The organism is Sulfitobacter sp. 1A13679 (assembly GCF_043557115.1).
Lineage (GTDB): Bacteria > Pseudomonadota > Alphaproteobacteria > Rhodobacterales > Rhodobacteraceae > Sulfitobacter > Sulfitobacter faviae.
In genome coordinates this window covers 176,223-202,840 of the sequence record NZ_JBIFFO010000001.1, presented here as the reverse complement: position 1 = coordinate 202,840, position 26,618 = coordinate 176,223, and the positions used below count along the sequence as shown (strand labels likewise).

Sequence of the window (26,618 nt, the reverse complement as noted above, 5' to 3'; positions counted from 1 at the left end):
ATCGCAGACCGGACGGCTTTAGCCCTCGGAACCCGGTTTGGCAAGGATCAGCTCGACCACCTCATTGCGCTGCATGACGAAGAAGTTGTCGTCCGACAGCAGGGTCAGCCGGGTTTGCCCCGCCGCATCCTGCCACGTGCTGAGCGCTTCGAGGTTGTCATACTGACCGGGGCCAGAGGTCAGCAGTGTCTCTTCGCCAAGCGCAGGCGCGGTGAGGTTAAAGCTGCGGATGCGGCTGCGAAACCCCAGCGGCGTGATCGTCCGCTCCAGCAGATAAAGGGTGCCGTCCTCGGCAAAATCGGCATCCACCGGCAGGAACGGCCCCCGGCGCGGGATCTCTGCGGTGATCGACCAACTGTTGCCGTCAAAGGCATAGAGCGGGAAATCACCCGAGGCCGGGCCGCCGCCTTCGGGGATCGCAAAGAGCCGCCCATCGGGGTGGGCGGCCAAAGTCTCCATCCCCGCGTTCGGCTCGAACTTGGCGAAGTCGTCATGTCTGGGCAGCGGGGTGGTGACGCCGCTCTCGGGCGACAGCCGCGCGACATGGTGGTCGTGTTCGAATGAGACGTAGAGTCGCCCGCTGCCGTCACGCGCCAGCGCTTCGGCGTCGCGCATCTTGTCGCGCAGGGGCTTGCCATTGGCATCTTTGAGCGGCGCATCCTCCTCAATCTCAAGCGACACCAGACGGCCCGCCTCGCGCAGCATGCGCGCTTGCACGACGCGGCCCCGGTCCGACACCGCCGTGAGGCGGGTGCCATCGGCATTCACCTCGACCCCGGAAAAGCCGCCGAACCACGGCGCCGGATGGCGCCATGTCAGCACGCTGTCCACCTGCACCACCGGCCCTGTCTGCGCGGCGGGGGCCACGCAGGCGATGAGCAGGAAGAACGGGAGGCAGGCGCGGATCAGTTTGCGTTCAAAACGGCGTTGCATTGGGCAGGCAGGTCCGCAAGCAGGATGTCGCGCTTGGGCTTGGGTTTCGTTTTGGGTGCGCTCGGGTCGGGCTTTGGCGGGTTCAGGATATTGGCCTGCCACTGCCGCGCATCGGCGCAGCCATCACCGGGCGGGGGCGGGGCCTGATCCACACAGCCACGCGCACCCTTGGGGCAGCTGATGCGGATGTGGAAATGGTAGTGATGCCCGTACCAAGGCCGGATTTTGCGCAGATAGCTGCGGTCGCCTTTCTCATCGGCGCACATCTGCACTTTTGCGCCGGGGAAAACAAAGATGCGCGCGGTGCGGGGGTCTTGGGCCGCGGCCTTGATCACCTCGTGATGCGCAGGTGTCCAAGAGGAATTCACATAGGCCCCGCTCGCCCGGCGCATGGAGATCGACGAGATGTTCTCGCGCTGCGCCCGGCTGAGGTTCAGGGACTTCGGCGGCAGCATCCAGATGTCGGCATCAAGCCCGATCTGGTGGCTGGCGTGACCGGTCAGCATCGGCCCGCCGCGCGGCTGGCTCATATCGCCGACATAGACGCCTTCCCAACCGGGCTGCTGCGCGGCCTTGCGGCTGAGCTTTTTAACCATGTCGATCATCTCGGGATGGGCCCAGTTGCGGTTACGCGACAGGCGCATGGCCTGCCATGTCGGTCCTGTCTCGGGCAATTGCTCGGCCCCGGCAAGGCAGCCTTTGGAATAGCTGCCGAAAGCCGCCGGAGACTGCGCGGAGGCAAAGCTCTTGGCCCCGAAAAGCCGCTTGGCCTCGACCGTGCTCAATGCGCCGCCCGAAGAGCCGATGGTCGGCAGGGCGACCTTCTCACCGCTGATGTCGGTCTCGGTCCGACCGCCCCCGCAAGAGGCAAGCGCAAAGGCCAGCGCCACGGAGGTGAGGGTGCGAAGCAGCTTCATGTGGCGAAATCTCCCTTGGGTTTGACCCAAGCTAACAGGATCAAACCGACGATGAAAAGCCCCACGACGGGGGTGATGCCCAGCCGTTGGCTGCCGGTGAGGTCGCTGGTCAGGGCAATCAGTGCCGGTGCGAGAAAGGAGGTGGCCTTGCCCGAGAGGGCGTAGAGGCCAAACGCCTCGGTCATCCGATCGGGGTTTCCCTGCCGGGTCAGCATGTTACGCGATGACGCTTGGAGCGCCCCGCCCGCCGCGCCGATAGAGGCACCGGCGACGTAGAAGAGGATATCGGACAGGGCGGAGCCTTCGGGCAAAGAAACGCCCATGACGGAATTCGGCCCCAGAGAGATGATCAGGCAGGCGGTGGCGATGAGGATGACGCAACAGGCCACGATCACCGGCATCGGGCCGATGCGCCGGTCGATCCGCCCGCCCAGCACGCAGAACACCGCGCCCGAGATGGCCGCGAGGATGCCGAAGATGCCGATCTCTTGGATCGACCAATCCAGCACCCCAAGCGCATAGACCCCGCCAAAGGTGTACATCCCGTTCAGCGCGTCGCGGTAGAACATCGACGAGCCGAGATAGGCCAGCAGAGACGGGTGCTTTGGCAAGCCCCGCAGGGTGCGCGCCAAATCCGCAAGACCCGCGCCCACGCGATACCGCACCGCGCCGGGTTTCGGCCTGTCGCGCACATAGAGGAAGAAGGGGATCATAAAAACCGCGTACCAGATGGCCGTCAGCGGCCCGACGATGCGGGTGTCGGCCTTTGTCGCCGGGTCCAGCCCGAAAAGCGGCGTCAGCCCCGCCATGGTGCGCCCATTCGCGCCGCTTTGAAACAGGGCGATCATCGCGATCAGCGCCAGCACCCCGCCCGCATAGCCAAAGGCCCAGCCATCGCCGGAAATGCGCCCCCGCTCATCCGCGTCGGGGTGCAGCTCGGGCAGGTAGGCATTGGTAAAGATCGTTGCGAACTCCATCCCGACCAAGCCGATGCCGAAAAAGAACAGCGCCCAAAGCAGAGAGAAATCCGCCGGGGCCGTCCACCACAGCGCGCCCGCGCCGACCACATACATGGCCGAGAAGAGCCTGATCCAAGGCATCCGCCGCCCCGAGGAATCCGCCACCGCGCCCAAGATCGGCGCCAGCACCGCAATCGCGACGCCCGCCAATGCCAGACCATAGCCCCAGTATGCCTGCGCTTGGGCTTTGGCGGCGCCAAGCTCCATCCCGCCCTCGACCAGTGCATTGGTCGCGGTCTGAGCAAAGTAGGGGCCGAAGATGAAAGTCAGAAGCAGGGTGTTGTAAGGCTGGCTGGCCCAGTCAAAGAAATACCATCCCCAGATGCGCTTGCGCCCGCCTGTCTGTGCCATGTTGCGCCCTTTCGCGGCCTGCCCTTTTTCAAGTTAGAGCAGGGCAGGGCGCAAGGCGCAAGCGTCAGTAAGGGCAGGGGGTGAGGCAGAGGAGGGCGGTCGGCTCAGGCCGAAAGCGGCCCTGCCGCATCCGGGGTCGGGGCCGCGTCCTGCATCGGCGGCCAGGGGCGGTGCGCATCAGCGCGGATCCATTCGGCCACCCAGCCCGGCACCTCAGGCGAAGCTTGCTGCCGTCCCATTGCCTGCAAGACCTTTTCCGGCGGGATCAGCCCGTTACGATCGGTCACGGCGGAACGGTAGAGCACATGGCTCGCGCATTCGCCGTTCTTCTTCCACATGGATTGCTCAAGATAGATGAACTTGTCGTCCCAACACAGGGTCCGGCTGCGCATCTCGAATTTCTCGAACATGCGGATGCGGCGGCGGAACCGCGTGCTGGAGCCCGCGATGGTGATCGCCCATTTGTTCTGCCGCAGCAGCGTGATCAGCCCGGCCCGCTGCGCCATGGCGGTGCGGCCCAGATCATAGAGCGACAGCGCCCGCCCGTTGTTCAACTCCATCCAGATATCGAGGTCATGCGGCCAGCAGATGTGATGGCTGACATGGGTGTCGGTCAGATTGTCCAGCGGCGCCTGCCGCGCGGCGACGATGACGTCTTTGGCCATGCGGATGATCGGGAACATGAGGCTTTCCTTTGTCGTGACGCCGCGGATCTGCGGCGGAAGCGCTGCGCGGTCAAGCATATACGTCGCGGCACTCTTGCCCTTTGAGGGCGGGGCGCTTAACTGTCTTGCGTCAAACCAAGGGGATATTCCATGACGTCGCTGTTCCAGATCCTGATGCTGCTTTTGAACATCGTTTGGTTCATCGTCATCGCCCATGTCATCATGTCTTGGTTGATCAACTTTCAGGTGCTGAACCTGCGCCAACCGCTGGTGGCGCAGATCTGGGACGGGCTGAACCGCATTCTTGAGCCGGTCTATAGCCGCGTGCGCAATGTGATTCCGCCGATGGGCGGTCTGGACCTCGCCCCCCTGATCGTGCTGATCGCCGTTGCCATGGCGCGGATCGTGCTGACCAACAACGCAGCGGCCTTCTACTGACCCGTGCCCCGGCCCGCCCGCGCGCCGATGTCGCGGGCATCTGGCCTTGTTCACGCTTTGTTAGTGTGGGAGTCTGCATAAAAAGAGCAGACAATCTTACAGGTTCTCCATGACAGGCGCTGCCACGCTTCTTCGTGATGTATTCGGTTTCGACGGGTTCCGCCCCGGCCAGCAAGAGATTGTTGAGGCCGTGACCGAAGGCGAGAACGTGCTGGCCATCATGCCCACGGGCGGCGGCAAATCCCTGTGTTTCCAATTGCCTGCCCTGATGCGCGAGGGGGTGACGGTGGTCATCTCGCCGTTGATTGCCCTGATGCGCGATCAGGTCCGCAGCCTGCAAGAAGCAGGCGTCGCGGCAGGGGCGCTCACCTCGGGCAACACGCCTGAAGAGACCGATGCGGTTTGGGAGGCCTTGGAGGCAGGCACGCTCAAATTGCTCTATATGGCGCCGGAACGGCTGGCGGCGGGCTCGGCCATGGGGATGCTGCGGCGCGTCGGCGTCAATCTCATCGCCGTGGATGAGGCGCATTGTGTCAGCCAATGGGGCCATGATTTCCGCCCCGACTACCTGCGCATCGGTGAATTGCGCCGCACGCTCGACGTGCCACTGGCGGCCTTCACCGCCACGGCGGATGCCGAGACTCAGGCCGAGATTGTCGAGAAGCTCTTCGACGGCACCCCGCCGCGCGCCTTCCTGCGCGGGTTTGACCGGCCCAACATTCACCTCGCCTTCGCCGCAAAGAACAAGCCGCGCGACCAGATCCTTGCCTTCGCCGGGGCGCGGCGCGGCCAGTCGGGCATCGTCTATTGCGGCACCCGCGCCAAGACCGAAGGGCTGGCCAAGGCGCTGCGCGATCAGGGGCAGGAGGCGCTGCATTACCACGGCGGGATGGAGGCCGAGGACCGCCGCATCGCCGAGCGCCGCTTCCAGCAAGAGGACGGGCTGATCGTCTGCGCCACCGTGGCCTTTGGCATGGGCGTGGACAAGCCCGACATTCGCTGGGTCGCCCATGCCGATCTGCCCAAGTCGATCGAGGCCTATTACCAAGAGATCGGCCGCGCCGGGCGCGACGGTGCCCCGGCCGAGACGCTGACGCTTTTTGGCCCCGACGACATCCGCCTGCGCCGCGCCCAGATCGACGAAGGCCTTGCCCCGCCCGAACGCCGCGCTGCCGACCACGGGCGGCTGAACGCGCTCTTGGGTCTGGCCGAAGCGCTGGAGTGTCGTCGCAAAACCCTTCTGGGATATTTCGACGAGACCGAAGTCACCTGCGGACGCTGCGACCTTTGCGATAGTCCGGCGGAGGTGTTCGACGGCACCACGGCCGTGCGGAAGGCGCTTTCAGCCATGCTGCGCACGGAGGAGTGGTTCGGCGCGGGCCATCTCATAGACATCCTCTTGGGCAATGAGACCGAGAAGGTCCGCCAGCGCGGCCACCAATCGCTGCCGACCTACGGCGTGGGCGGGGAATACAGCCGCAACGAATGGCAGGCGGTGTTCCGGCAGATGATGGGCCATGACCTCGTGCGCCCGGATGCCGAGCGTCACGGCGCGCTGCGCATGACCGACGCCGCCCTGCCGATCCTGCGCGGGGAGGCCAGCATCAACCTGCGCCGCGATACGATCAAGGCGGCGGGCGCGAACCGGCGACCTGCGGTCAAGGCCATGGTCAGCGACGAGGATGCGCCGCTCCTCTCGGCGCTCAAGGCCAAGCGCCGCGCACTAGCCGAGGCGGCGCGCGTGCCCGCCTATATCATCTTCACCGACCGGACATTGATCGAGATGGCCGAGGCGCGCCCGCAAAACCTCGACGCCATGGCGCGGATCGGCGGCGTGGGGGCCAAGAAGCTGGAAAATTACGGTGCGGCCTTCCTCGAAGTCATCAACGGCGAGGCGCAGCCGATGCACAAGGCGCGGCGCAAGCTGGCGGGGCGCGAGGCGGGCAATGTCTATGATCAGCTTTTGCAGGTGCAGGCCGATCTGGCCCGCGGCGCGCAGGGCACCGAAAAGCCGCTAAGCTGTTCTGCCGCGATGCTGGCAAAGGTGGCGCAACTGCGCAGCGCCGACCCTTCGGCCATCGAACGATTGCTCGGCGACAAACGCGCCGAACGCTTTGGCCCCGCTTTTCTGGACGTTCTGCGCGACGCGGGCTAGATCACCCCGAAACGCCCCAAGGAGACTGCCATGCTCGTCGTTATTTCCCCTGCCAAACGCCTTGATTGGGCCGCGCGCGATGTCGCCGTCACCCAGCCTGATTTTCAGGAAGACGCCGTGCGGCTGGCGACGACCGCGCGCAATCTCAGCTTGGGCGATCTCAAAAGCCTGATGGGGCTGAGCGACGATCTGGCGCGGCTCAACCGTGACCGCTTTCAGGCGTTTGAGGCGGAACCCACAGCCGAGGTCACCCGCCCCGCCGCGCTGGCCTTTGCGGGCGATACCTATCAGGGGTTGGAGGCCGCGAGCCTTGATGCCGATGAGATGACCTTTGCCCAAGATCACCTGCGCATCCTGTCGGGCCTTTACGGCGTGCTGCGCCCGCTCGACGCGATCCAAGCCTACCGGCTGGAGATGGGCAGCAAGCTGAAAACCCGCCGGGGCGGCAACCTTTATGACTATTGGCGTGACAGCCTGTCAAAGGCGCTGAATGCCCAGGCCGAAGCCACCGGCAGCGATGTTCTGGTGAACTGCGCCAGTCAGGAATACTTTGGCGCGGTGGACCTCAAGGCGTTGAAGCTGCGGGTGATCACCCCGCAGTTCATGGAGGACAAGGGCGACGGCAAAGGGCCGAAGATCGTCAGCTTCTTCGCCAAGAAAGCCCGCGGTGCCATGGCCCGCTACATCGTGCAGCACCGGGTGAACGACCCGGAAGGCTTGCAGGATTTCGACAGCGGCGGCTATGCCTATCAGTCCGATGCCTCGACGCCCGAGCGTCCGGTCTTTGTCCGGCCCTACCCGTCGAACTGACCCACAGGCGGGGGGCGATGCGCGCCTTCCCGCCGTGCGCCACCCGCCGGGCGATTGCCGCGCTTGGCGAAGGGGCGTAGACCTAGCGCCATGAAATACCCGCTCGTCACCGCCGCTGTCATCGCCTGCGCCACGCCGCTTGGCGCGCATCCGCATATCTTCGTCGATACCGGGTTCGAAGTGATCGTCGATGCCGAGGGGCGGTTGACCCATCTGCGGATCACATGGGCCTATGACGAATTCTACTCTCTCTTGGTGACCGAGGATCGCGGCCTCGACCCCGATTACGATGGCGTGTTGACGCAGGCGGAAGTCGCCTCTCTCAACGGGTTCGACATGCAGTGGATCGAAGGGTTCAACGGCGATACGGTCTTGCTGGAGGGGGGCGAAGAGGTCGCGCTCTCGGGTCCGCAAGACGTGGAAACCCGCTTTGCCGAAGGCCGCATCATCACCAGCCATCTGCGCGCGGTCGAAGGCCCGGCGCCGGATGCCGATGGACTGGTCATCAAACCCTATGATCCGACCTATTACACCGCCTATGAAGTGACCCAGAAAGTGACCATCCAAGGCAGCGATGCCTGCCGCGCGCGGGTCAAGATGCCGGATATGAATGCCGATCTGCGCGCCCTTCAACAGGACTTGAGCGCGTTGGACGCGAATACCGATCCAAGCGATGTGGGTCTGCCGGAGATCGGCGAAGCCTTGGCCAATGAAGTGGTGATCACATGCGACGCATCATAGCGCTGGCGGCATTGGCGACCCTTTTGGCGCTGGCGGCGCTGTGGTGGTCGGGCGGGTTCAACGCCCTTGCCCATTGGGCCGCGGGGCAGCAGCGCGGATTTCAAAACAGCATCGCCAACGGGCTGCGCGCCACGCGGGGCGGCGATACGGCGGCGTTCTGGACGGTGCTTCTGGCGTCTTTTGCCTATGGCGTCGTCCATGCGGCAGGGCCGGGGCACGGCAAGATCGTGATCGGCGGCTACGGGCTGGCGCGGGCGGTGCCTGTGCTGCGGCTCTCGCTGATCGCGCTCGCGGCGTCCTTGGGCCAAGCGGTGACCGCCGTGGTCTTGGTCTATGCGGGGATCCTCCTCTTGGGTCTTGGGCGGGAGGCGCTGGTCGGCGTGACCGAAGACATCATGGCCCCGGCAAGCTATGGCGCGATTGCCCTCATCGGGCTTTGGCTGATCTGGCGCGGGCTGCGCCATGCGCGGCAGGACAGATCGGCGCATTCCGGTGAAGTATGCAGCCATTGCGGCCATGCCCATGGGCCCAGTCTGGCGCAGGTTCAGCGCGCGGGCAGGCTGCGCGACGCGCTGCTTTTGATCGGTGGGATCGCCATACGGCCCTGCACCGGCGCGCTTTTCGTGTTGGTGATCACTTGGCATATGGGGATCGGCGGGGTCGGCATCTTGGGGGCCTTTGCCATGGCGCTCGGCACCGGCTTGATCACCATCGCCACCGGCTTGGCAGCCACGGGTCTGCGCGCCGGGGTCTTGGGCGGCCTCGCCGGATCGCCGAGGCTGGCCCAAGCCGCAGCGGTGGCCGAGTTGACGGCGGGGCTGGTCGTGGTGACGCTGGCGGGCGGCTTGCTGCTGCGGGCGCTTTAGCGGCGGCCCTCGCGCAGCCATGCGGCAATGATGAAGAGCGCCGAAAGCAAGAGCACCAGCCACCCCGGCAGCAGCGGCGTTTGCCGCACATCGCGCGTCTCGTAAGCGCCGCGCGGGGTCAGACCCAGCCAGCCGCGCCCGGCGGCAGGGCGGCCAAGGCGCACGTCGCGCAGACGGGGGAGCCCATCCTCCACCCGTGCCACCCCACCGCGCAGGCTGTCGATTGCCGGGCGCAGGGCCGCATCGCTGGCGATGGTCTCGACAAACTCGCGCGGGGCGGCGGGGCCGAGGCCGATGACGGTGACCTCTTCGCCGTTCTCCAGCCGGTAGAGGCCGATCTCTTCGCCGGTATATTCCGCTTCGAACCGGCCCGGCCCGGCGGAGGTGAGGGGCAGTTCAGTCGTGCTGCCATCGGGGGCGGTGATCGTGACGGGGGGCACGGTCTCGTCCAAGGTGCGGCGGGTGATGCGCATGGTCCGGCCTTGGGCAGAGGCCATCAGCGCCTCTTCCTCAAGCTCGGGTTCCTTCATCATCCAATGGGCCAGACGGCGCAGCAATTCCAACTGCGGGCCGCCGCCCTCATAGCCGCGGTTCCACAGCCAAGCGTGGTCAGAGGCGAGCAGCGCCACGCGCCCCTCATCCACGCGGTCCAGCACCAGAAGCGGGCGGTCGTCCGCCCCGGTCATCACCACGTCGCCGCTGTCAGCGGTCACGTCGATCTGCCGCAGCCAGCGGCCCCAGTCGCCCTTGCCGGGCAGGTCTGAGGTGACGGGATGGCGCTGGCCGATGTCGGTGACGACCGGGGGGAAGGCTTCCTCCAACACCCGCGCGGTGGGGGTGGCGGGCAGCACCGTGCCGAGCGGCGACCGGTAGAGACTGTCGGCACTGGCAAAATCCGGCCCGGCGGCGACCAGCACCGCACCGCCCTTGCGCACATATTGCGCCACATTGTCGAGGTAGAGCGCAGGCAGGATGCCGCGCCGTTGGTAGCGGTCAAAGATGATGAGATCGAAGTCGTCGATCTTTTCCATGAACAATTCGCGCGTCGGGAAGGCGATGAGCGACAGCTCGTTCACCGGCACCCCATCCTGTTTGTCGGGCGGGCGCAGAATGGTGAAATGCACCAGATCGACCGCGCTGTCGGACTTCAGCAGGTTGCGCCACGTGCGCCCGCCGGGATGCGGCTCGCCTGAGACCAAGAGCACGCTGAGCCGGTCGCGCACGCCGTTCATCTGGATCAGCGCCGCATTGTTGCGGTCGGTCAACTCCCCCTCGGCTTCGGGCAGGGAGAAGCGGATCACGTTGCGCCCGCCGTGGGGCAGGGCCACGGGCAGTTCAAGGTCTTGGCCAATCGGCACGTTGAAGCTTTGCGGTTCTTCCCCGTCGACAGAGATATCAAGCTGGGTCAGCCCGCCGCCCTCGGGCGCGGCGCCCAGATCGTCGATGCGCAGGGTCAGGGTCACCGGCTCTCCGATGATGGCAAAGGCCGGGGCGTTGCGCACGGTCAGGCGGCGGTCCCAATCCTCAGCCCGACCGGTTTGCAGCAGATGCAGCGGCGCGGGCAGGTCGAGCGGCAGATCGGCGTCATGCACCCGGCCATCGCTGAGCGCCAGAATGCCCGCGATCCGCGCGCGTGGCTCTTCGGCCAGCGCATCGGCCAGCGTGGTCATCAGCCGGGTGCCGGCATCCTCGGCCCCATCGGGGACGGTGATCCGGCGCAACTCGGTATTGGGGCGGGCGGCGATGCGGGCAGAGAGCGCCTCTGCCGCCGCGTCGGTCTGCGCGGCGCGGTCGGAGAGCCGCTGGCTGGCGCTTTCGTCTTCCAAAAGCAACACGATGTCCGACAGCGGCGCGCGGTCTTCGGTCTGGTAGGATGGCCCGGCGAGCGCGGCCAGAACCACCGCCGCCGCCAAGCCCCGCAGGGCCCAGCCCGACAGGCCGCGCCACAGCGCCAGCAGAAGGCCGAGCGCGGCCAGCACCGCAAGGCCGATCAGCAGCGGCAGGGGGATCAGCGGGTCGAAAAGCACGGTTCCGGTCATTGGCCCAACCTGTCTAGCAGCGCAGGCACATGGACCTGATCGGATTTGTAGTTGCCGGTCAGCACATGCATGACAAGGTTCACGCCAAAGCGATAGGCCAGTTCACGCTGCCGCTCTCCGGCAAAGCCGCGCCCGATGGGCAAGAGCGGCGCGCCATCGCGGCGCACAGCCCAAGCCGCAGCCCAGTCGTTGCCCCCGATCACCACCGGCGTCACCCCGTCATTGAGGTTGCGAAAGGGCATCCCCTCAATCCGTTCGGCATCGGGCGGCGCGGCCTCGACCCAGACATCGCGGCTGCTGTAGCGACCGGGGTAGTCTTGCAACAGATAGAAGGTGCGCGTCAGCACATGGTCGCCGGGCAACGGCTCCAGCGGCGGAATGTCGAGCGGTGCGGCCAGTTCCTGCAACTTGCGCCCATTCGGGCTGGCGGCACCGTAGCTGGCGATATCCGCGTCCCGCGTATCGAACAGGATCAGCCCGCCCGAGCGGAGGTAGTCGTTCAGCTTGCCATAAGCCTCGGACGAAGGCTGCGGTTGGTCGGAGGTCACCGGCCAATAGAGGATCGGAAAGAAGGCCAGTTCGTCCTGCTCAAGATCAACGCCGGTGGGCAGGTCAGGCTCCACCGTGGTGCGGAAATAAAGCGTGTCCGACAGGCCGATCAGCCCGGCGCGGGCGATCTCGTCAACGTCGCTGTTGCCGGTCAGCACATGGGCCAAAGTCACCTCAGAGGCCGAGCGTATGGCAAAGTTTTCGGGGTCATTCTCCTGCGCGTCGCCCATCTGCGGGGCGATGGCCAGCCCCAAAGCCAGCGCCAAGCTGCCGGCGGAGCGGCGCAGCAGCAGCCCCGAAAGGGCGAGGGAAGCCAGTACATCGGCCACCAACAGCAGGATAGCGAGGCTCAGAAGCGCCCCGGCGAGTGGTTGTTCTGGTGGCAGAGCGAGACCGCGCAGTGGCACATCGGCGGGCCATGTGGCGGGGGTAAGGGCAGTCTCGGTGGTCAGCACATTGCGCGCAAGCCGCCGATCTTCGGCGCCGTAGATGCCGGGCGGCAGGGCGGGGCCTGCGGGGGCCGAGATCAGGTCAGGCCCCGCGACTCCGGGCAGATTGCCCGCGTCCGACAGGCTGCCGAAACCGTCCATCACCCGCAACGGGGTCCATGTGGTGCCCTCAAGGCTCTCGGCTTCGGGGGCGCTGGCGCCAGAGGAAACGGCCAGCCGTTCCATCATCTGCACGAAAAGACCCGAGAGCGGCAGGGTCGACCATTCCGCCGTGGCGGTGACGTGGAACAGCACAATCTGCCCCTGACTCACCGCTTTGCGCGTGACCAGCGGGGTGCCATCGCTCAGCGACGCAATCACCCGGTCGGTTAGTGTCGGGTCCGGCTGCGCCACGACCTGCGCCGAAACGGTCACGTCCTCCGGCACAGTCAGGCCAAAGAAGGGCGACCCGTTGCGGAAGGGGGCCAGCGCCTTGGGCTCCCCCCAAGACATCGCGCCGCCGACACTGCGGCCCCCGGCCCGCAGGCGCACGGGCATCAGCGGGTCTTCGTCGATGCGACTGACATCGCTCGCCGCCACGCGCGGCCCGGCGAAACGGATGAGCATGCCGCCCGCGTCGATCCACTCTTGCAGCGGCTCGGCCTCGGCGGGGGCGAGGGTGGCCACATCCGCAAGCACGATCACATCGGGGTTCGCGGGCAGCACCTCGGTCAGGGTGCCGTCGATCAGATCAGCACTCGGGGCCAGCGCCTGTTCGATGTAATGCAGCGGTGAGAGCAGTTGCAGCCCCTCCTGCGCCCCGCGCCCCCGGATCAGCGCGACTTCGCGGCGGCGCAGCCCGTCATCGACCAAGGTGCGCGCCCCGGCGGAGCGCTGGCCAGCGATGTCGAAAGAGGTGAGCCGCGCGCGCATTTCGGCAGGCAGCGAAAGGGAGGTGCTGGCCTCGGTCGCGCCCGCCTCGAATGTCGCATTGGCGGTGGCGAGCACGCGGGCGTTGCCCGCCGGATCGCGGCCATGGGCCTGCACCACCGCCGCGCGTTCCGGCCCGGGCGCGGCGCGGCGCAGGGTCAGGTCGATCGCGCCATCTTGGTAGATTGCGGGCGCGATGCCGACGACATTGCCCGCAGATTGATGCACCTCGACCGCGCCTTTGGATTGCAGCGCGGCAAGCAACTCATCGCGGCCCGAATAGTCCAACCCGTCGCTGAACCACAGGGTGTCGAAGGCGGGCAGGGCCGTCATGATCTCGGTCGCGCGGGTCAGCTCTGCCGGGGCCGGTTGCCACGGTGCGGGGGTGAACCCGGCCAGACGGCTGCGCCACGCATCGGCGGATTGGAAGGTCGGCACCTGCGGGTCGGTGAGGCTGAGGATGCCCACCGTCCGCTCGGCCCGTCCGGCGCGGGTGAGTTGCGCGTCAACGGCGGCCATCTGTCGGTCCCAGCCGCTGGCCCCGGCCCATGAGCCGTCCAGCAGGATCAGCAAGGGGCCGCTGCCCTCTTCCGCCTCGGCCTGCGGGTTCAGCACCGGCCCGGCAAGGCCAATGATGATCGCGACCACGGCCAGCATCCGCAGCAAAAGCAGCCACCACGGGGTGCGGTCGCTGGTGCTGTCGTCATCCGCCAACCCCAAGAGCAGCGCCACACCGGGAAAACGGCGGCGAACTGGCGCGGGCGGCACGGCCCGCAGGATCAGCCAAAGGATCGGCAGCGCCAGCAGGGCCAGCAGCAGCCAAGGCGCGGTGAAACCGATGCCGCCGAAAACGCTCATGCCGCACTCCCCTGCCGCGCGTCCAAGGCGCCATAGAGCCACAGCAGCGCCGACTGCGCCGTGGCATCGGTGTGGTGCAGCCCGTAACGCCAGCCGGTCCGGGCGCAGAGTTGCTGCAAGGCGTCTTTGCGCGCCGCCAGCCGATCGAGATAGCGGTCGCGCAGGTCATTCGCCTTGAGCGTCTCATGGCGCAGGCTGCCGCCGACGCTTTCGAAAATGGTACGGCCCGCGAAGGGGAAGGCTTCCTCCGCCGGGTCCAACAGGTGATAAAGCACGCCACGCACGCCACGGTCGGCGGCCTTGGTCAGCGCGGTCTGTACCGGGTCGAGATCGCCCATGAAATCCGAGATGAAGACCGCCCGCGCATGAGGGATCATGCCGCGATGTTCGGGCGGGGCGTAGTCTTGGCCATCGTCTTGGCAGAGCAATTCGGCCAGTCGCAGCACCTGCGGATTGCCGCGCCGTGGGGGCAGGGCGGTGCCGGTCAGGCCCACACGCTCCCCCCCGCGCAGCAGCAAGATCGCCAGCGCGAGGCCCAGAAGGCGGGCGCGGTCGGCCTTGTCGGGCAACGCCTTGTCCGAGGCAAAGCGCATCGAGGCCCCCTGATCAACCCAGAGCATGACGGACTGCGCAATCTGCCACTCGCGTTCGCGCACGAACTCCTGATCGCCACGGGCCGAGCGGCGGTGGTCGACCATGCGGCGGCTGTCGCCGATCTGTGCCGGGCGGTATTGCCAGAAATCATCCCCCGTCCCCGCGCGGCGGCGGCCATGGGCACCGGGCAGAACGGCACCGGCCAAATGCTCGGCCCGCGCCAGCAGGGCGGGCAGCCGGGCCGCTTCGCCCTCGGCGCTGGCTCTGAGGGACAGGGGGCTATGGGTCACGCGGCGGCCTTTTTCCCGATCAATTGACCGGCGGTGGCGTCGATCAGCCCTTGCAGGCTTTCGCCCCTTGCGCGCGCGGCAAAGTTCAGCGCCATCCGGTGGCTCAGCACCGGGCGGGCCATGGCGAGCACATCTTCGGCGGAGGGGGCCAACCGCCCCTCCAGCAGCGCACGGGCGCGCACGGTCAGCATCAGCGCCTGCGCGGCACGGGGGCCGGGGCCCCAAGCGACGCTGTCGCGCACGGGCTGGGTGGCCTCAGGCTCATCGGGGCGGAAGGCGCGGACAAGATCGAGGATCAGCTCCACCACGCTGTCGCCCACGGGCATCCGGCGCAGCAGGGTCTGGGCAGAGAGAAGCTCTTCGGTGGTGAAGACCGGGCGCACGGTGCCCTCTTCGACGCCGGTGGTTGCGAGGAGAATGTCCCGCTCCGTCGCGCGGTCGGGGTAGGCCACGTCGATCTGCACGAGGAAACGGTCAAGCTGCGCTTCGGGCAGGGGGTAGGTGCCTTCTTGCTCAATCGGGTTTTGCGTGGCGAGGACATGGAAGGGCTGGCCAAGCGCGCGGTCCTGCCCCGCGACGGTCACAGTCTTCTCCTGCATCGCCTGCAACAGCGCGGATTGCGTGCGCGGGCTGGCGCGGTTGATCTCATCGGCCATCAGAAGCTGGCAAAAGATCGGCCCTTCGACAAAGCGAAAGGCGCGGCTGCCATCAGGCGCGGTGTCGAGCACTTCGGAGCCCAAGATGTCAGCGGGCATCAGATCGGGGGTGAATTGCACGCGGTTGCCGTGCAGGCCCATGACCGTGCTCAATGTCTCAACCAGCCGGGTCTTGCCCAAGCCCGGCAGGCCGATCAGCAGGCCGTGCCCACCACAGAGCAGCGCTGTCAACGCAAGGTCGACGACCTGCTCTTGCCCGACGAAACGCCCGGTGATCGACTGTTTCGCCGCGGCGAGCTTTTCGGTCAGCGCTTCGATTTGCGCGATCAGATCATCCGCTTCGGCCATGACATTTCTTTCCCCGGAGTTATATCTTTCAGGTGTAAGTGTATCGCGACCAAAGGGAATGGCAAAACCAATGAGCGGACAAAATACCGTGACACCCACGGCAGACAGTTTGATCGAAGCCGCCAAGGCCGCAAAAGCGCGCGGAACCCCGCCGCTTGAGAAGTGGAACCCGGAATTTTGCGGCGATCTGGACATGCAGATCAAACGCGACGGGACGTGGTTCTATCAAGGCACACCCATTGGCCGGATCGAAATGGTCAAATTGTTCGCATCGATTCTCTGGCGCGAAGGGGATGATTATTTCCTCAAAACCCCGGTGGAGAAGGTGGGCATTACCGTCGAAGATGCACCATTCGTCGCCGTGGATTTCGAGGCCGATGGCACAGGCGCGGCGCAGCAGTTGCGGTTTTTGACCAATCTGGGCGATGTGGCCGAGGCGGGGGCAGCCCATCCGATCCGCGTGGTCCGCGATGAAGAGACGGGCGAACCTGCGCCCTATGTGCTGGTGCGCCGCAATCTGGAGGCGCTGATCGACCGCAAGAGCTTTTACCGTCTGGTCGATCTGGGCCAGCACCGCGATGGCTGGTTTGGTGTCTGGTCGGGGGGCGAATTCTTTGGCATCATTCCGTCGGAAGACCTGCCGTAAGCGCACCGAAAGACCCGAATGCCGATTACCCCCGCCGCCAATCTGTCGCTGCTCTGGTCCGAGCTGCCCTATCTGGACCGGTTCGACGCGGCGGCCGAGGCGGGGTTTGGCGCGGTCGAGGTGTTGTTTCCCTATGACGTCCCCGCGAAAGAAACGCAGCGCGCTTTGCTGCGCAACGGGCTTTCGCTTGCCCTGATCAACGCGCCGCCGCCGAATTACACGGGCGGTCCGCCCGGTTTCGCCGCCCTGCCGGGAGGCGAGGCGCGTTTCGCCCATGATATGCGCCGGGTCTGGCGCTATGTAGAGGCGCTGCGGCCCAGAATGGTGCATGTCATGGCCGGGGAGGGCGAAGGGCGAGCGGCGGCAAAGGCTTTCGTGGCGAACCTGCGCCATGCCGCGGCAGAGGTGCCGCCGGGGGTCACGCTAATGATCGAACCGCTCTGCGCGCAGGCCAAACCGGGGTATTTCTTGAACGACTACGCGCAGGCGGCGGAACTGCTGGCGGCGGTGGATGCGCCCAATGTAGCGCTGCAATTCGACAGTTTTCACGCGCAGATGATACATGGCGACGCCGTGGCGGTTTTCGAGGAATATCGCCCCCTGATCCGCCATGTGCAGCTAGGGGACACGCCAAAGCGCGGCGCGCCGGGCAGCGGTGATGTCGATTTCGACGGGCTCTTTGCCGCGCTGCGGGCGGGCTATAACGGTTTTGTCAGCGGGGAGTATATTCCGGGCGGCCCGACGGAGCGGTCCTTGCGCTGGGTGACCGCCTTAGGGGAATGACACCGGCGTATCTCCGGGCTGCCACTGGGGGTATTTGTCCATCACGCTTTCGAAGCGGGGCGAGGCGAGGAAGCGGTCGAGCCAGCCGCGCAGGGCGGGCCAGTCCTGCGCGTCGAACCAAGCGCGGTCGATGAAGGCGAACTGCCGGACGAAGGGCAGGATTGCGTAATCCGCCAGCGTAGGGCGGTCAAAGATCCAGTCCCCCAGTTGCGCGTCGAGGTCATGGAGGAAGGTTGCCGCCTTGGCGCGTTGCTCTTCGGGGTCCGCCTCGGGGTAGCGGGTGGCGTATTTGGTGCGGTCCAGCGCGTCTTTGAACGGGCCGTCGGCGCGGGCGATCCAGTCGTGACCTTCGGGCGGCATGTCGCGCCAGCCCTCGGGATCGTTCTGGGTCAGCGCCCATTTCATGATGTCGAGGCTTTCGTCGATGGGGCCGGTTTCGGTGACGAGGCAGGGCACGGTGGCGGTGGGCGAGGCGTCAAGGAAGGCTTGCGGTTTGTCGCGCAGGACGACTTCGCGCAGGTGGACGGGGGTTTGCGCGGCCGCGAGGGCGAGGCGCGCGCGCATGGCGTAGGGGCAGCGGCGGAAGGAGTAGAGGATTGGGGTCATGCTAGATGATCTAGCGCATGGGGGACGCGTGTACAAAGGGCCATCGCCTGAGAATGGGGGCGGCCCGGAATCAAGCCGGAGGCGCCGGGCCATCGCCTGCCCGCCCCACCGGGTAGGCGATTTGGTGAGGCTGGGCGTAACCTTGAGGCCGCACATCATGGCTGAGAGATAAAGTGGCAGGAACTGAGCTTGGGACGCCAACCCGCGGGCAGGAATTGGCCCTCCACCCTACTGAAACGGCGTCGGCGGCAGCCCTTTACCAGCAAAGCGCGCCACGTCATCCACCCGCTTTGACCGCGCCGTCGTGGTCCGCGCCGCGTCGATCCACGCCAGTGCATCGGCGCGCAATTCGGCATTGTAGCTGTCCCAGCCCGCCTGCGCGCCGGTCTCTTCCAACGCTTGGGCAAGGTCTTCGGGAAGGGCCGCGTCTTCCATCAATGCGCCTCCGCCCAATTGGCACCCACACCGGCGTCGACGATCAGCTTCACATCCAGCTTCACCACCGGATCATTGGCATTCTCCATCACCTCACGTGCGGCGGCGATCAGTGCGTCTTCGGCACCCTTTTCCACCTCGAACAGCAGTTCATCGTGCACCTGCAACAGCATGGTCGCGGGCAGATCGGCGATCGCCTCGGGCATCCGCACCATGGCGCGGCGGATCACGTCGGCAGCGGTGCCTTGGATCGGCGCGTTGATCGCGGCGCGGGCGGCGAAACCGGCCTGCGGCCCCTTGGCGCCGATGTTGGGCGTGTTGATCTTGCGGCCAAAGAGCGTCTGCACATAGCCATGCTCTTTCGCAAAGGCTTTGGTTTCATCCATGTAAGTGCGGATGCCGGGGAAGCGCTCGAAATAGCGGTCGATGAAGCCCTGCGCCTCGGCCCGTGGAATGCGCAGGTTGCGCGCAAGTCCGAAGCCCGAGATGCCGTAGATCACGCCGAAGTTGATCGCCTTGGCGTTGCGGCGAATTTCCGGCGTCATCTGATCCATCGGCACGTCGAACATCTCGGAAGCGGTCATGGCGTGGATGTCATCGCCGCGTTGGAAGGCTTCCTTGAGCGCGTCGATCTGGGCGATATGCGCCAGAATCCGCAGCTCGATCTGGCTGTAGTCCAACGCCACCAGCACCTTGCCCTCGGGGGCGACGAAAGCCTCGCGGATGCGGCGGCCTTCCTCGGAGCGGATCGGGATGTTCTGCAAGTTCGGATCGGTCGAGGCGAGCCGCCCGGTCGCCGCCCCGGCGATGGAATAGCAGGTGTGCACGCGGCCCGTCTCGGCGTTCACATGGTCTTGCAGCGCGTCGGTATAGGTCGACTTCAGCTTGGACAGCTGCCGCCAGTCCAGCACCCGGCGGGCGAGGTCATGTTCGGTCGCCAAGTCCTCCAGCACATCCGCGCCGGTAGAGTATTTCCCGGTCTTGCCCTTCTTGCCGCCCGGCAGCCCCATTTTGCCAAAGAGGATTTCGCCAAGCTGTGCAGGGGAGCCGACGTTAAAGCTCTCGCCCGCCAACTCGTGAATATCCGCCTCCAGCCCGGCCATTTTCTGGGCAAAGGCGTTGGACATGCGGCTGAGCGTATCGCGGTCGACCTCGATGCCAGACCGCTCCATCTGCGCCAAGACCGGCACCAGCGGGCGCTCTAGCGTTTCGTAGACCTTGGTGACCTCGGCGCGGTGCAACTGTGGCTTGAAAAGCTGCCACAGGCGCAGGGTGACATCGGCATCTTCGGCGGCATAGGGGACGGCATCGGCCAGCGGCACCTTGTCGAAGGTCACGGCGGATTTGCCGCTGCCCAAAAGCGGTTTGATCGGCATCGGTGTGTGACCGAGGTAGCGTTCCGACAGCGTGTCCATCCCATGCCCGTGCAGGCCCGCGTGCATCGCGTAGGACATCAGCATGGTGTCGTCGATGGGCGCGACCGCGATGCCCAGTTGGGCGAAAATCTTGCTGTCGTATTTCATGTTCTGCCCGATCTTGAGGATCGCGGGATCCTCCAGCATCGGGGTCAGCAGTTGCAGCGCCTCTTCGACTGGCATCTGACCGGGGGCCAGCCCCTCTCCGCCAAATAGGTCATCGTCGCGGCTGGCTTTGTGGGTCAGCGGGATGTAGCAGGCCTGCCCGGGCTCCACCGCCAGCGAAACGCCGACCAGTTCCGCGGTCATCTCATTGAGGCCGGTGGTCTCGGTGTCCACCGCGACATAGCCTCGCTCGTAAATCCGGTTGAGCCAGACGCGCAGCGCTTCGGCGTCGCCGACCTGTTCGTATTTGCCGTGGTCAAAGGCCACCTCGGCCACCTGCGGCGCATCGGCCACGGCGGGGGCGGGCGCTTCGGGGATGGCCGGGGCCTCGCGGCCCAGCACCTCGGCCACGCGTTTCGACAGGGTGCGGAACTCCATCTCGGACAGGAAACCCAGCAGGCGGTCCGCATCGGGGTCGCGCACTTCGAGATCGTCGATGGTGAAGTCGAGCGGCGTGTTCTCGTCCAGCAGGACGAGGTTGCGGCTCAGGCGGATTTGCTCGGCATGGTCGATCAGGGTCTGGCGGCGCTTGGGCTGTTTGATCTCGCCCGCCCGTTCAAGCAGCGCATCCAGATCGCCGTATTCATTGATCAAAAGCGCCGCCGTCTTAATCCCAATACCGGGCGCGCCGGGCACGTTGTCGACCGAATCGCCCGCCAGCGCTTGCACGTCGACGACGCGTTCGGGATAGACGCCGAACTTCTCGAACACCCCATCACGGTCGATGGTTTTGTTCTTCATCGCGTCGAGCATTTCCACCCCGTCGCCCACAAGCTGCATCAGATCCTTGTCTGAACTGATGATCGTGCAACGCCCCCCGGCGGCGCGGGCCTGTACGGCGAGGGTGGCGATGATGTCATCGGCCTCATAGCCCTCAAGCTCTTTGCAGGCGATGTTGAAGGCTTCGGTCGCGGTGCGGGTCAGCGGGATCTGCGGGCGCAGGTCTTCGGGCATCGCATCGCGGTTGGCCTTGTACTGGTCATACATGTCGTTGCGGAAGGTGTGGCTGCCCTTGTCGAAGATCACGGCGACATGGGTGGGCGCGTTGGGGCCGGTGTTGCCCTCGACATAGCGGTGCAGCATGTTGCAGAAGCCCGCCACGGCGCCGATGGGCAAGCCATCGGATTTGCGCGTCAGCGGCGGCAGGGCGTGATAGGCGCGAAAGATGAAGGCAGAGCCGTCGATCAGATGCAGGTGGTGGCCTTTGCCGAATGTCATAGGAATGCTCCGCTGGGTTGGCGACCCTTTTGCCACGAAGCATGGCCCACGGCCAGACGCCAATGCGCCGCGCGGGCAGGTTCGTGCCGTCGGTTCAGATGTTCAGATGTGGGCCGGGAAGGCTCAGACTTTGCCTTCGAAATCCGCATGGACGAATTTGCAGTCGCAATAGCCGCATTCGACCCAGCCGCGATCCTGGGGGATTTGCAGCCAGACGCGCGGGTGGCCAAGCGCGCCTTCGCTGCCGTCGCAGGCCACGCGCCAAGTGTTCACGATGCGGGTTTCGGGCGCTTGCAGGGTCATGGAGTTGGTCCTCGGCTCAGGCGAAAGTTGCCACTCGTTATGACCAAAGCAGCCGCGCGGGGCAAGGCCTCTGCGCGGGAATGGGAGGCTTGTGCACAAAGTGGTTCAAGTGCCAGCCCACAAGGGGTAAAAGGCGCTGAACAGCCATGAAGCCGGAGCAACAGTCTGATGAGCGCCCCCAAACCTGTCGTATTGTGCATCCTTGACGGTTGGGGCCTCAGCGAGGTGCCTGAGGGCAACGCGCCCCTGCTGGCCAAGACGCCGAATTTCGACCGGATCATGCAAGCAGGACCAAAGGCGCAGTTGATCACCCATGGCCCCGACGTGGGCCTGCCGCGCGGGCAGATGGGCAATTCCGAGGTCGGGCACACCAATATTGGCGCGGGCCGGGTGGTGGCGATGGATCTGGGGCAGATCGATCTGGCCATCGAAGAGGGCAGCTTTGCCGAGAATGAGCGCCTGCAAGATTTCATCGCCAAACTCAAGGAAACCGGCGGCACCGCGCATCTGATGGGCGTCGTCTCGGACGGGGGGGTGCATGGGCATCTCAGCCATATGGTCGCCGCCGCCCGCGCGCTGGACGCGGCGGGGTTGCCGGTGGTGATCCATGCGGTGACCGATGGGCGCGACGTGGCGCCCTCCTCTGCCCTTGGCTATTTCGAGACGCTAGAGGCGGCGCTGCCCGAGGCCGTGAAGATCGTCACCGTGACGGGGCGCTATTTCGCGATGGACCGCGACAACCGTTGGGACCGGGTCGGCAAAGCTTCGGCGGCGATCCTGCATGGCAAAGGGGAGGGGTGCCCCGATCCCCGCGCGGCGGTTGAGGCGGCCTATGGGCGGGGCGAGACGGATGAATTCATCACCGCCAGCGTGATCGAGGGCTACGCGGGGGCGGCTTCTGGCGACGGGTTCTTCTGCCTCAACTTCCGCGCCGACCGCGCGCGGGAAATCATGGCGGCTTTGGGCGATCCGGGCTTTGACGCCTATGACACCGGCCCGCGCCCCGAATGGGCGGCGCTGATGGGCATGGCGGAATATTCCAAGGACCACGCCGCCTATATGACCACGATGTATCCCAAGCCGGACATCAAGAACACGCTGGGCGATTGGGTGGCGCAGCAGGGGCTGCGGCAGTTCCGGCTGGCCGAGACCGAGAAATATCCCCATGTGACCTTCTTCCTCAACGGCGGGGTTGAGACTCCGGCCACGGGGGAGGACCGCAACATGCCAAAGTCGCCCAATGTCGCGACCTATGACATGCAGCCCGAGATGTCCTCCGCCGAGGTGACGGATCAATTCGTGCAGGCGATCGAGGCGGGCTATGACCTGATCGTGGTGAACTACGCCAATCCCGATATGGTCGGCCATACCGGCGATCTGGAGGCGGCGATTGCGGCTTGTGAGGCGGTGGATGCGGGGCTTGGCCGGGTGCTCAAGGCGCTGGAGGCCGCAGGCGGCGCGATGATCGTCACTGCGGATCACGGCAATTGCGAGATGATGATCGACCCCGAGACCGGCGGCGCGCATACGGCCCATACGCTCAACCCCGTGCCGGTGGTGGCGGTGGGCGCGCCCGAAGGGGCGGCGCTGCGCGACGGGCGGCTGGCCGATCTGGCCCCTACGGTGCTCGATTTGATGGGCCTGCCGCAGCCCGAAGAAATGACCGGGAAAAGCCTGCTTTCATGAAACATCTTGCCGCGGCTGTCCTTTTTGCCTGTCTGCCTCTGATGGCACAGGCGCAGGCCGATGAGGCCGCCGCGGAGGCGCGCGCAGCCGCGACCGCCTTGGAGGCGGCATCGGCGGGGTTGGACCAAGCCGATGGCGCGCGCGACCGGGTGAAGGCGCTGACCGAAACGATTCAGGCATTTGAGGCGGGGCTGGCGGCGATGCGGGCCGGGCTGCGGCAGGCCGCGATCAACGAGGCGCAGCTTAGCCGCAAGCTACAGGCGCGTGAGGGTGAGGTGGCGCAGTTCCTAGGCGTCTTGCAAAGCATCGGCGGCGATCCCTCGCCCGTCGTGCTGCTGCACCCCGATGGCCCGATGGGCACCGCCCGCGCGGGCATGTTGCTCGCCGAATTGACGCCTGCGCTCAACGCCCGCGCCGATGCGCTGCGGCAGGACTATGAGGACATCAAGACCCTCCGGGCGCTCCAAACCGATGCGGCGCAGCGTCTGCAAGACGGGCTGACCGAGCTTCAGGCCGCGCGCACCGCGCTCAATCAGGCCATGGCCAACCGCACCGATCTGCCCATGCGCTTTACCGAAGACCCGGTGCGCACCGCGATCCTCATCGCCTCGACCGAGACGCTGGACGGCTTTGCCAGCGGCCTGTCCGAGATCACCACGGGCGCGGTTGAGCCTGCGCCGGTGAACCTCGACGGGCAGGTGGGCGATCTGCCCTTGCCCGCGCAGGGGTTGGTGATCCGCAAGGCCGGAGAGACGGATTCGGCGGGCGTAACGCGGCCCGGCATGATCCTTGCCACCCGCCCGCGCGCCATCGTGACCAGCCCTTCGGCAGCGACGATCCGTTATGTCGGGCCGCTGCTTGATCTGGGCAATGTCGTGATCCTTGAGCCGCAGGTCGACACGCTTTTCGTGCTGGCGGGGCTGGATGTGGTTTACGGCCAAGCCGGGCAGGTGATTGCCGGTGGCACCCCCATCGGGTTGATGGGCGGGCCGGAAAGCGGCACAACATCTCAGATGTCACCAAATGGTGAAGCCACTGGCACTGACCGGACGGAAACGCTCTATATAGAAGTCAGGCAAGACAACACACCTCAGGATCCGGCAGACTGGTTCCGCACCGACAAGGATGGATAGCAGATGAAGAAATTCGTGATGGCAGCCGTTGCAGGCACGGTGGCGGGGGTGGTCGCCACCACTCAGATCGCCGGGCCGCTGCTGGCGCAAGAGGCCGAGAAGACGACCAATGTTTACGAACAGCTTGATCTTTTCGGTGATATTTTCGAACGCATCCGCGCCCAATATGTCGAAGATGTCGATCCCGGTGATCTGATTGAGGCGGCCATCAACGGCATGCTCACCTCGCTTGATCCGCATTCGTCCTACCTCTCGCCGAAAGACGCCGAGAAAATGCGCGAGCAGACGCGTGGCGAGTTTGGCGGGCTTGGCATCGAGGTCACCCAAGAAGAGGGTTTTGTCAAAGTCGTCTCCCCCATCGACGGCACGCCGGCTGCTGAGGCCGGGATCGAAGCGGGGGATTTCATCACCCATGTCGATGGCGAAAGCCTGCTGGGTCTTGGCCTCGACGATGCGGTCGAGATGATGCGCGGGCCGGTCGGGTCCGAGATCCTGATCACCGTGGTGCGGGAAGGGGAGCCGGAGCCCTTTGACGTCTCTATCGTGCGCGACACGATCCAATTGACCGCCGTGCGGGCCCGCACCGTGGGCGATACAGCCGTGCTGCGCCTGACCACCTTTAACGAGCAGACCTATCCGAAGATGAAGGAAGGGCTGGAGCAGCAGATCGAAGAGGCGGGCGGTATCGAGAATCTCAACGGCATCGTCATCGACATGCGCAACAACCCCGGTGGCCTGCTCAATCAGGCAATTGCCGTGTCGGATGCCTTTCTTGAGGAAGGCGAGATCGTCAGCACCCGGGGCCGTGACATCGAAGATGGCGACCGCGTGAACGCCACGCCGGGTGATCTGGCGATGGGCAAGCCGATCGTCGTGCTGATCAACGGCGGTTCGGCCTCGGCTTCCGAGATTGTCGCGGGCGCTTTGCAAGACCACCGCCGCGCCATCGTCATCGGCACCAAGAGCTTTGGCAAAGGCTCGGTCCAGACCGTGATGCCGCTGCGCGGGGACGGGGCCATGCGCCTGACCACGGCGCGTTACTACACGCCCTCGGGCCGGTCGATCCAAGCGCTTGGCGTATCGCCCGATATCGTCGTGGCCCAGCCTCCGGTCACGCCAGAGACCGAGGAAGACGACGACGCATTGTCGGCACGCCCCCTCCGCTCCGAAGCCGATCTGCGGGGCCGGTTGAACAATGACAGCCTGACCGACGATCAGATCAAACAGATCGAAGACGACCGCGAAAAGGCCCGCAAGGCGGCTGAGCTGCGCGAAGAGGATTACCAACTGGCCTATGCCATCGACATCCTCAAAGGTCTGTCGGCTCTGGGTCCGAACGAGTGATCTCTTTCACATAGATGCACAAAGCCCCGCTGGAGACAGCGGGGCTTTTTGTTGGGCGCAGCCCTGCGGGAGGGCATTTCGCTTATTCCGTCTCGCGGCAATGCCGCCGAAAGGCGCGTTTCAGCATGTCGAGTTCGGCGCGCAGCAGGTCCATCTCAGCCCGTATGTCATCGCCGAGCGCTTCATCCGCGATCAGGGTCACATGACCCAAGAGCGCCCCGCTGGCCATTTCGGTAATGACGAGGGTCTGGACCCCATCGGCAATCGCCTCTGCCGGGACGGGGAAGGAAAGATGCCAGCGCCCCTCGGACCCTTCGGCCTCTAACGTGATATCCGTCACCTCCTTGCCCTCATGGGTCACGTTGATCTGCGGCGTGTCTGCGCCCTCTTTGGCGGTTAGCACGCCGTGCCAGACGCCATGGCGCAGCACGGTTTTTGTGAGGTCATATGGGCTCATCACGGGGTCCTAGATCTGGGCGCGGGGGGAGCGGGAAAAAGTGAGGTCGCGCAGCACGACTTGGTTCATCTCCGGGCCTTCAAAGATCAGGTCGACCCATGCCGCCTCGATCCGCTTCTCGTTGAGCTTGCTATAGGCCAGATCGAATTCGACGCTGATGTGTTCCTGACCGACGGGCAGTTCGCGGACGATCTGTTCGGTGTTCGGCCCGTGGCGGATGTTGAGCCGGGCAAAGATCTCTAGCGGGTGCTCCAATTCCACGATCGTATCCATGCGGATCAGGTGACGGCGTTTCAATCCGGTGATCGCCTCGTGCGGCAGATCGACCACCAGCGACAGGAATGACCCGTCGAATTTGAACACGTCGAGTTGCAGGCCAAAGGGGGCCAGATCGGCCTCGCGCAGGTTGCGCAATTGGCGCAGGGTCAGTTCCGACTGCGCACAATCGTGGAACAGGGTCACCTCTTCGCCCAGTTTGGATTTGGTCGCGACCGAGGACAGCCCCGGCGTGGCAAGCGGGCCGCGCCACAACTCGGGCCGCCATGCCCAACCGGCGTTATGTGGTTTCGGGAAGCCGCTGGCCCCGATGGCAGGCAGGGCAAGGCGGTCTTCGGCGCGGTGGATCAGCCGGTTTAGTTCGGCGCGCAGCAGCCGGGCGCGGCTGCGTTGGCGGCGCAGGGTGGCAGGGTCAGCCGTGGCCGCTTTGCGGGCCGCAACCGCCCAGCGTTGCAGCGCGCGGGCAAAGAGCTTGCCCTCAAGATAACCGCTGCGGAAGTTGACCATGGCCCTGCGCCTCTCGTTTGCTCGCAGTCTATGCAAGGCGGGGATTTCGTTCAAATG

General features: G+C 65.7%; 24 protein-coding genes. 10 read left to right on the top strand and 14 right to left on the bottom strand.

Going from position 1 to position 26,618, the window contains the following annotated elements:
• Nucleotides 1-18: 18 nt before the first annotated feature.
• The 4 genes from ACGYLA_RS01080 to ACGYLA_RS01065 form a co-directional block, all read right to left on the bottom strand.
• A complete protein-coding gene (locus ACGYLA_RS01080; protein WP_394429624.1) occupies nucleotides 19-933 on the bottom strand; it encodes an esterase-like activity of phytase family protein in 915 nt (304 codons plus the stop codon).
• A complete protein-coding gene (gene mepA, locus ACGYLA_RS01075) occupies nucleotides 906-1,850 on the bottom strand; it encodes a penicillin-insensitive murein endopeptidase (RefSeq protein WP_394429622.1) in 945 nt (314 codons plus the stop codon). The genes ACGYLA_RS01080 and mepA overlap by 28 nt, the downstream gene beginning before the upstream one ends.
• On the bottom strand, nucleotides 1,847-3,220 hold the full coding sequence (locus ACGYLA_RS01070; protein ID WP_394429620.1) for an MFS transporter: 1,374 nt from the start codon (nucleotides 3,218-3,220) through the stop codon (nucleotides 1,847-1,849). The genes mepA and ACGYLA_RS01070 overlap by 4 nt, the downstream gene beginning before the upstream one ends.
• A gap of 104 nt (nucleotides 3,221-3,324) precedes the next feature.
• Nucleotides 3,325-3,903, bottom strand: coding sequence for an acyl-CoA thioesterase (locus ACGYLA_RS01065; RefSeq protein ID WP_067267849.1), 579 nt, complete (start codon nucleotides 3,901-3,903; stop codon nucleotides 3,325-3,327).
• 132 nt (nucleotides 3,904-4,035) lie between these two features.
• Between ACGYLA_RS01065 and ACGYLA_RS01060 the strand changes: the two genes are divergently transcribed.
• From ACGYLA_RS01060 to ACGYLA_RS01040, 5 genes are all read left to right on the top strand, one after another.
• Nucleotides 4,036-4,323, top strand: coding sequence for a YggT family protein (locus ACGYLA_RS01060; RefSeq protein ID WP_067267829.1), 288 nt, complete (start codon nucleotides 4,036-4,038; stop codon nucleotides 4,321-4,323).
• A 109-nt stretch (nucleotides 4,324-4,432) separates the two neighbouring features.
• Complete coding sequence (recQ, locus tag ACGYLA_RS01055) at nucleotides 4,433-6,478, top strand: DNA helicase RecQ (protein ID WP_394429618.1); 2,046 nt, start codon at nucleotides 4,433-4,435, stop codon at nucleotides 6,476-6,478.
• A gap of 30 nt (nucleotides 6,479-6,508) precedes the next feature.
• A complete protein-coding gene (yaaA, locus tag ACGYLA_RS01050) occupies nucleotides 6,509-7,288 on the top strand; it encodes a peroxide stress protein YaaA (RefSeq protein ID WP_394429616.1) in 780 nt (259 codons plus the stop codon).
• 90 nt (nucleotides 7,289-7,378) lie between these two features.
• Complete coding sequence (locus ACGYLA_RS01045; protein WP_394429614.1) at nucleotides 7,379-8,029, top strand: DUF1007 family protein; 651 nt, start codon at nucleotides 7,379-7,381, stop codon at nucleotides 8,027-8,029.
• On the top strand, nucleotides 8,014-8,895 hold the full coding sequence (locus tag ACGYLA_RS01040; protein ID WP_394429612.1) for a nickel/cobalt transporter: 882 nt from the start codon (nucleotides 8,014-8,016) through the stop codon (nucleotides 8,893-8,895). The genes ACGYLA_RS01045 and ACGYLA_RS01040 overlap by 16 nt, the downstream gene beginning before the upstream one ends.
• Here ACGYLA_RS01040 and ACGYLA_RS01035 read toward each other — a convergent pair.
• From ACGYLA_RS01035 to ACGYLA_RS01020, 4 genes are read right to left on the bottom strand one after another with little or no spacing between them, the layout of a single operon-like run.
• Nucleotides 8,892-10,934, bottom strand: a complete 2,043-nt coding sequence (locus ACGYLA_RS01035; protein WP_394429610.1) for a hypothetical protein — start codon at nucleotides 10,932-10,934, stop codon at nucleotides 8,892-8,894. The two genes, ACGYLA_RS01040 and ACGYLA_RS01035, sit on opposite strands and share 4 nt — an antisense overlap.
• Nucleotides 10,931-13,699 (bottom strand): DUF4159 domain-containing protein, encoded by a 2,769-nt coding sequence (locus ACGYLA_RS01030; RefSeq protein WP_394429608.1) that lies wholly within the window; start codon nucleotides 13,697-13,699, stop codon nucleotides 10,931-10,933. Before ACGYLA_RS01030 ends, ACGYLA_RS01035 begins: the two co-directional genes overlap by 4 nt.
• A complete protein-coding gene (locus ACGYLA_RS01025) occupies nucleotides 13,696-14,583 on the bottom strand; it encodes a DUF58 domain-containing protein (RefSeq protein WP_394410965.1) in 888 nt (295 codons plus the stop codon). Before ACGYLA_RS01025 ends, ACGYLA_RS01030 begins: the two co-directional genes overlap by 4 nt.
• On the bottom strand, nucleotides 14,580-15,587 hold the full coding sequence (locus tag ACGYLA_RS01020) for an AAA family ATPase (RefSeq protein ID WP_394429606.1): 1,008 nt from the start codon (nucleotides 15,585-15,587) through the stop codon (nucleotides 14,580-14,582). The genes ACGYLA_RS01025 and ACGYLA_RS01020 overlap by 4 nt, the downstream gene beginning before the upstream one ends.
• 70 nt (nucleotides 15,588-15,657) lie before the next feature.
• On the opposite strand from ACGYLA_RS01020, the gene ACGYLA_RS01015 reads away from it, so the two are divergent.
• Complete coding sequence (locus ACGYLA_RS01015) at nucleotides 15,658-16,233, top strand: DUF1285 domain-containing protein (protein WP_394429604.1); 576 nt, start codon at nucleotides 15,658-15,660, stop codon at nucleotides 16,231-16,233.
• An 18-nt stretch (nucleotides 16,234-16,251) separates the two neighbouring features.
• Nucleotides 16,252-17,016, top strand: coding sequence for a hydroxypyruvate isomerase family protein (locus tag ACGYLA_RS01010; RefSeq protein ID WP_394429602.1), 765 nt, complete (start codon nucleotides 16,252-16,254; stop codon nucleotides 17,014-17,016).
• Here ACGYLA_RS01010 and ACGYLA_RS01005 read toward each other — a convergent pair.
• The 4 genes from ACGYLA_RS01005 to ACGYLA_RS00990 form a co-directional block, all read right to left on the bottom strand.
• Nucleotides 17,005-17,622 carry a glutathione S-transferase gene (locus tag ACGYLA_RS01005; RefSeq protein WP_394429600.1) on the bottom strand — a complete coding sequence of 206 codons (618 nt, stop codon included), beginning with the start codon at nucleotides 17,620-17,622 and terminating at the stop codon, nucleotides 17,005-17,007. The genes ACGYLA_RS01010 and ACGYLA_RS01005 overlap by 12 nt on opposite strands.
• Nucleotides 17,623-17,850: 228 nt before the next feature.
• Complete coding sequence (locus tag ACGYLA_RS01000; protein WP_394418550.1) at nucleotides 17,851-18,057, bottom strand: YdeI/OmpD-associated family protein; 207 nt, start codon at nucleotides 18,055-18,057, stop codon at nucleotides 17,851-17,853.
• The gene (polA, locus tag ACGYLA_RS00995; RefSeq protein ID WP_394429598.1) at nucleotides 18,057-20,855 is read right to left on the bottom strand and encodes a DNA polymerase I; all 2,799 of its coding nucleotides are present in this window, start codon (nucleotides 20,853-20,855) and stop codon (nucleotides 18,057-18,059) included. The genes ACGYLA_RS01000 and polA overlap by 1 nt, the downstream gene beginning before the upstream one ends.
• Nucleotides 20,856-20,978: 123 nt before the next feature.
• Nucleotides 20,979-21,158, bottom strand: a complete 180-nt coding sequence (locus ACGYLA_RS00990; RefSeq protein WP_067263007.1) for a zinc-finger domain-containing protein — start codon at nucleotides 21,156-21,158, stop codon at nucleotides 20,979-20,981.
• 168 nt (nucleotides 21,159-21,326) lie between these two features.
• On the opposite strand from ACGYLA_RS00990, the gene gpmI reads away from it, so the two are divergent.
• From gpmI to ACGYLA_RS00975, 3 genes are read left to right on the top strand one after another with little or no spacing between them, the layout of a single operon-like run.
• The gene (gene gpmI / locus ACGYLA_RS00985; protein WP_394429596.1) at nucleotides 21,327-22,844 is read left to right on the top strand and encodes a 2,3-bisphosphoglycerate-independent phosphoglycerate mutase; all 1,518 of its coding nucleotides are present in this window, start codon (nucleotides 21,327-21,329) and stop codon (nucleotides 22,842-22,844) included.
• Nucleotides 22,841-23,977, top strand: coding sequence for a murein hydrolase activator EnvC family protein (locus ACGYLA_RS00980; RefSeq protein WP_394429594.1), 1,137 nt, complete (start codon nucleotides 22,841-22,843; stop codon nucleotides 23,975-23,977). Before gpmI ends, ACGYLA_RS00980 begins: the two co-directional genes overlap by 4 nt.
• 3 nt (nucleotides 23,978-23,980) lie before the next feature.
• Entirely contained in the window at nucleotides 23,981-25,321 is a 1,341-nt protein-coding gene (locus ACGYLA_RS00975) for a S41 family peptidase (protein ID WP_067268037.1), read from the top strand.
• A gap of 82 nt (nucleotides 25,322-25,403) precedes the next feature.
• On the opposite strand, the gene ACGYLA_RS00970 is transcribed toward ACGYLA_RS00975, so the two are convergent.
• Nucleotides 25,404-25,778, bottom strand: coding sequence for a hypothetical protein (locus ACGYLA_RS00970; RefSeq protein WP_394429592.1), 375 nt, complete (start codon nucleotides 25,776-25,778; stop codon nucleotides 25,404-25,406).
• Between the two features lie 9 nt (nucleotides 25,779-25,787).
• Entirely contained in the window at nucleotides 25,788-26,561 is a 774-nt protein-coding gene (locus ACGYLA_RS00965) for a DUF6478 family protein (protein WP_394429590.1), read from the bottom strand.
• Between the last annotated feature and the right edge of the window lie 57 nt (nucleotides 26,562-26,618).

What these genes read in the sequence shown, in the direction of transcription:
- ACGYLA_RS01080 (WP_394429624.1), bottom strand. Translation starts at nt 933, where the DNA reads ATGCAACGCCGTTTTGAACGCAAACTGATCCGCGCCTGCCTCCCGTTC.
- mepA (WP_394429622.1), bottom strand. Translation starts at nt 1,850, where the DNA reads ATGAAGCTGCTTCGCACCCTCACCTCCGTGGCGCTGGCCTTTGCGCTT.
- ACGYLA_RS01070 (WP_394429620.1), bottom strand. Translation starts at nt 3,220, where the DNA reads ATGGCACAGACAGGCGGGCGCAAGCGCATCTGGGGATGGTATTTCTTT.
- ACGYLA_RS01065 (WP_067267849.1), bottom strand. Translation starts at nt 3,903, where the DNA reads ATGTTCCCGATCATCCGCATGGCCAAAGACGTCATCGTCGCCGCGCGG.
- ACGYLA_RS01060 (WP_067267829.1), top strand. Translation starts at nt 4,036, where the DNA reads ATGACGTCGCTGTTCCAGATCCTGATGCTGCTTTTGAACATCGTTTGG.
- recQ (WP_394429618.1), top strand. Translation starts at nt 4,433, where the DNA reads ATGACAGGCGCTGCCACGCTTCTTCGTGATGTATTCGGTTTCGACGGG.
- yaaA (WP_394429616.1), top strand. Translation starts at nt 6,509, where the DNA reads ATGCTCGTCGTTATTTCCCCTGCCAAACGCCTTGATTGGGCCGCGCGC.
- ACGYLA_RS01045 (WP_394429614.1), top strand. Translation starts at nt 7,379, where the DNA reads ATGAAATACCCGCTCGTCACCGCCGCTGTCATCGCCTGCGCCACGCCG.
- ACGYLA_RS01040 (WP_394429612.1), top strand. Translation starts at nt 8,014, where the DNA reads ATGCGACGCATCATAGCGCTGGCGGCATTGGCGACCCTTTTGGCGCTG.
- ACGYLA_RS01035 (WP_394429610.1), bottom strand. Translation starts at nt 10,934, where the DNA reads ATGACCGGAACCGTGCTTTTCGACCCGCTGATCCCCCTGCCGCTGCTG.
- ACGYLA_RS01030 (WP_394429608.1), bottom strand. Translation starts at nt 13,699, where the DNA reads ATGAGCGTTTTCGGCGGCATCGGTTTCACCGCGCCTTGGCTGCTGCTG.
- ACGYLA_RS01020 (WP_394429606.1), bottom strand. Translation starts at nt 15,587, where the DNA reads ATGGCCGAAGCGGATGATCTGATCGCGCAAATCGAAGCGCTGACCGAA.
- ACGYLA_RS01015 (WP_394429604.1), top strand. Translation starts at nt 15,658, where the DNA reads ATGAGCGGACAAAATACCGTGACACCCACGGCAGACAGTTTGATCGAA.
- ACGYLA_RS01010 (WP_394429602.1), top strand. Translation starts at nt 16,252, where the DNA reads ATGCCGATTACCCCCGCCGCCAATCTGTCGCTGCTCTGGTCCGAGCTG.
- ACGYLA_RS01005 (WP_394429600.1), bottom strand. Translation starts at nt 17,622, where the DNA reads ATGACCCCAATCCTCTACTCCTTCCGCCGCTGCCCCTACGCCATGCGC.
- ACGYLA_RS01000 (WP_394418550.1), bottom strand. Translation starts at nt 18,057, where the DNA reads ATGGAAGACGCGGCCCTTCCCGAAGACCTTGCCCAAGCGTTGGAAGAG.
- polA (WP_394429598.1), bottom strand. Translation starts at nt 20,855, where the DNA reads ATGACATTCGGCAAAGGCCACCACCTGCATCTGATCGACGGCTCTGCC.
- ACGYLA_RS00990 (WP_067263007.1), bottom strand. Translation starts at nt 21,158, where the DNA reads ATGACCCTGCAAGCGCCCGAAACCCGCATCGTGAACACTTGGCGCGTG.
- gpmI (WP_394429596.1), top strand. Translation starts at nt 21,327, where the DNA reads ATGAGCGCCCCCAAACCTGTCGTATTGTGCATCCTTGACGGTTGGGGC.
- ACGYLA_RS00980 (WP_394429594.1), top strand. Translation starts at nt 22,841, where the DNA reads ATGAAACATCTTGCCGCGGCTGTCCTTTTTGCCTGTCTGCCTCTGATG.
- ACGYLA_RS00975 (WP_067268037.1), top strand. Translation starts at nt 23,981, where the DNA reads ATGAAGAAATTCGTGATGGCAGCCGTTGCAGGCACGGTGGCGGGGGTG.
- ACGYLA_RS00970 (WP_394429592.1), bottom strand. Translation starts at nt 25,778, where the DNA reads ATGAGCCCATATGACCTCACAAAAACCGTGCTGCGCCATGGCGTCTGG.
- ACGYLA_RS00965 (WP_394429590.1), bottom strand. Translation starts at nt 26,561, where the DNA reads ATGGTCAACTTCCGCAGCGGTTATCTTGAGGGCAAGCTCTTTGCCCGC.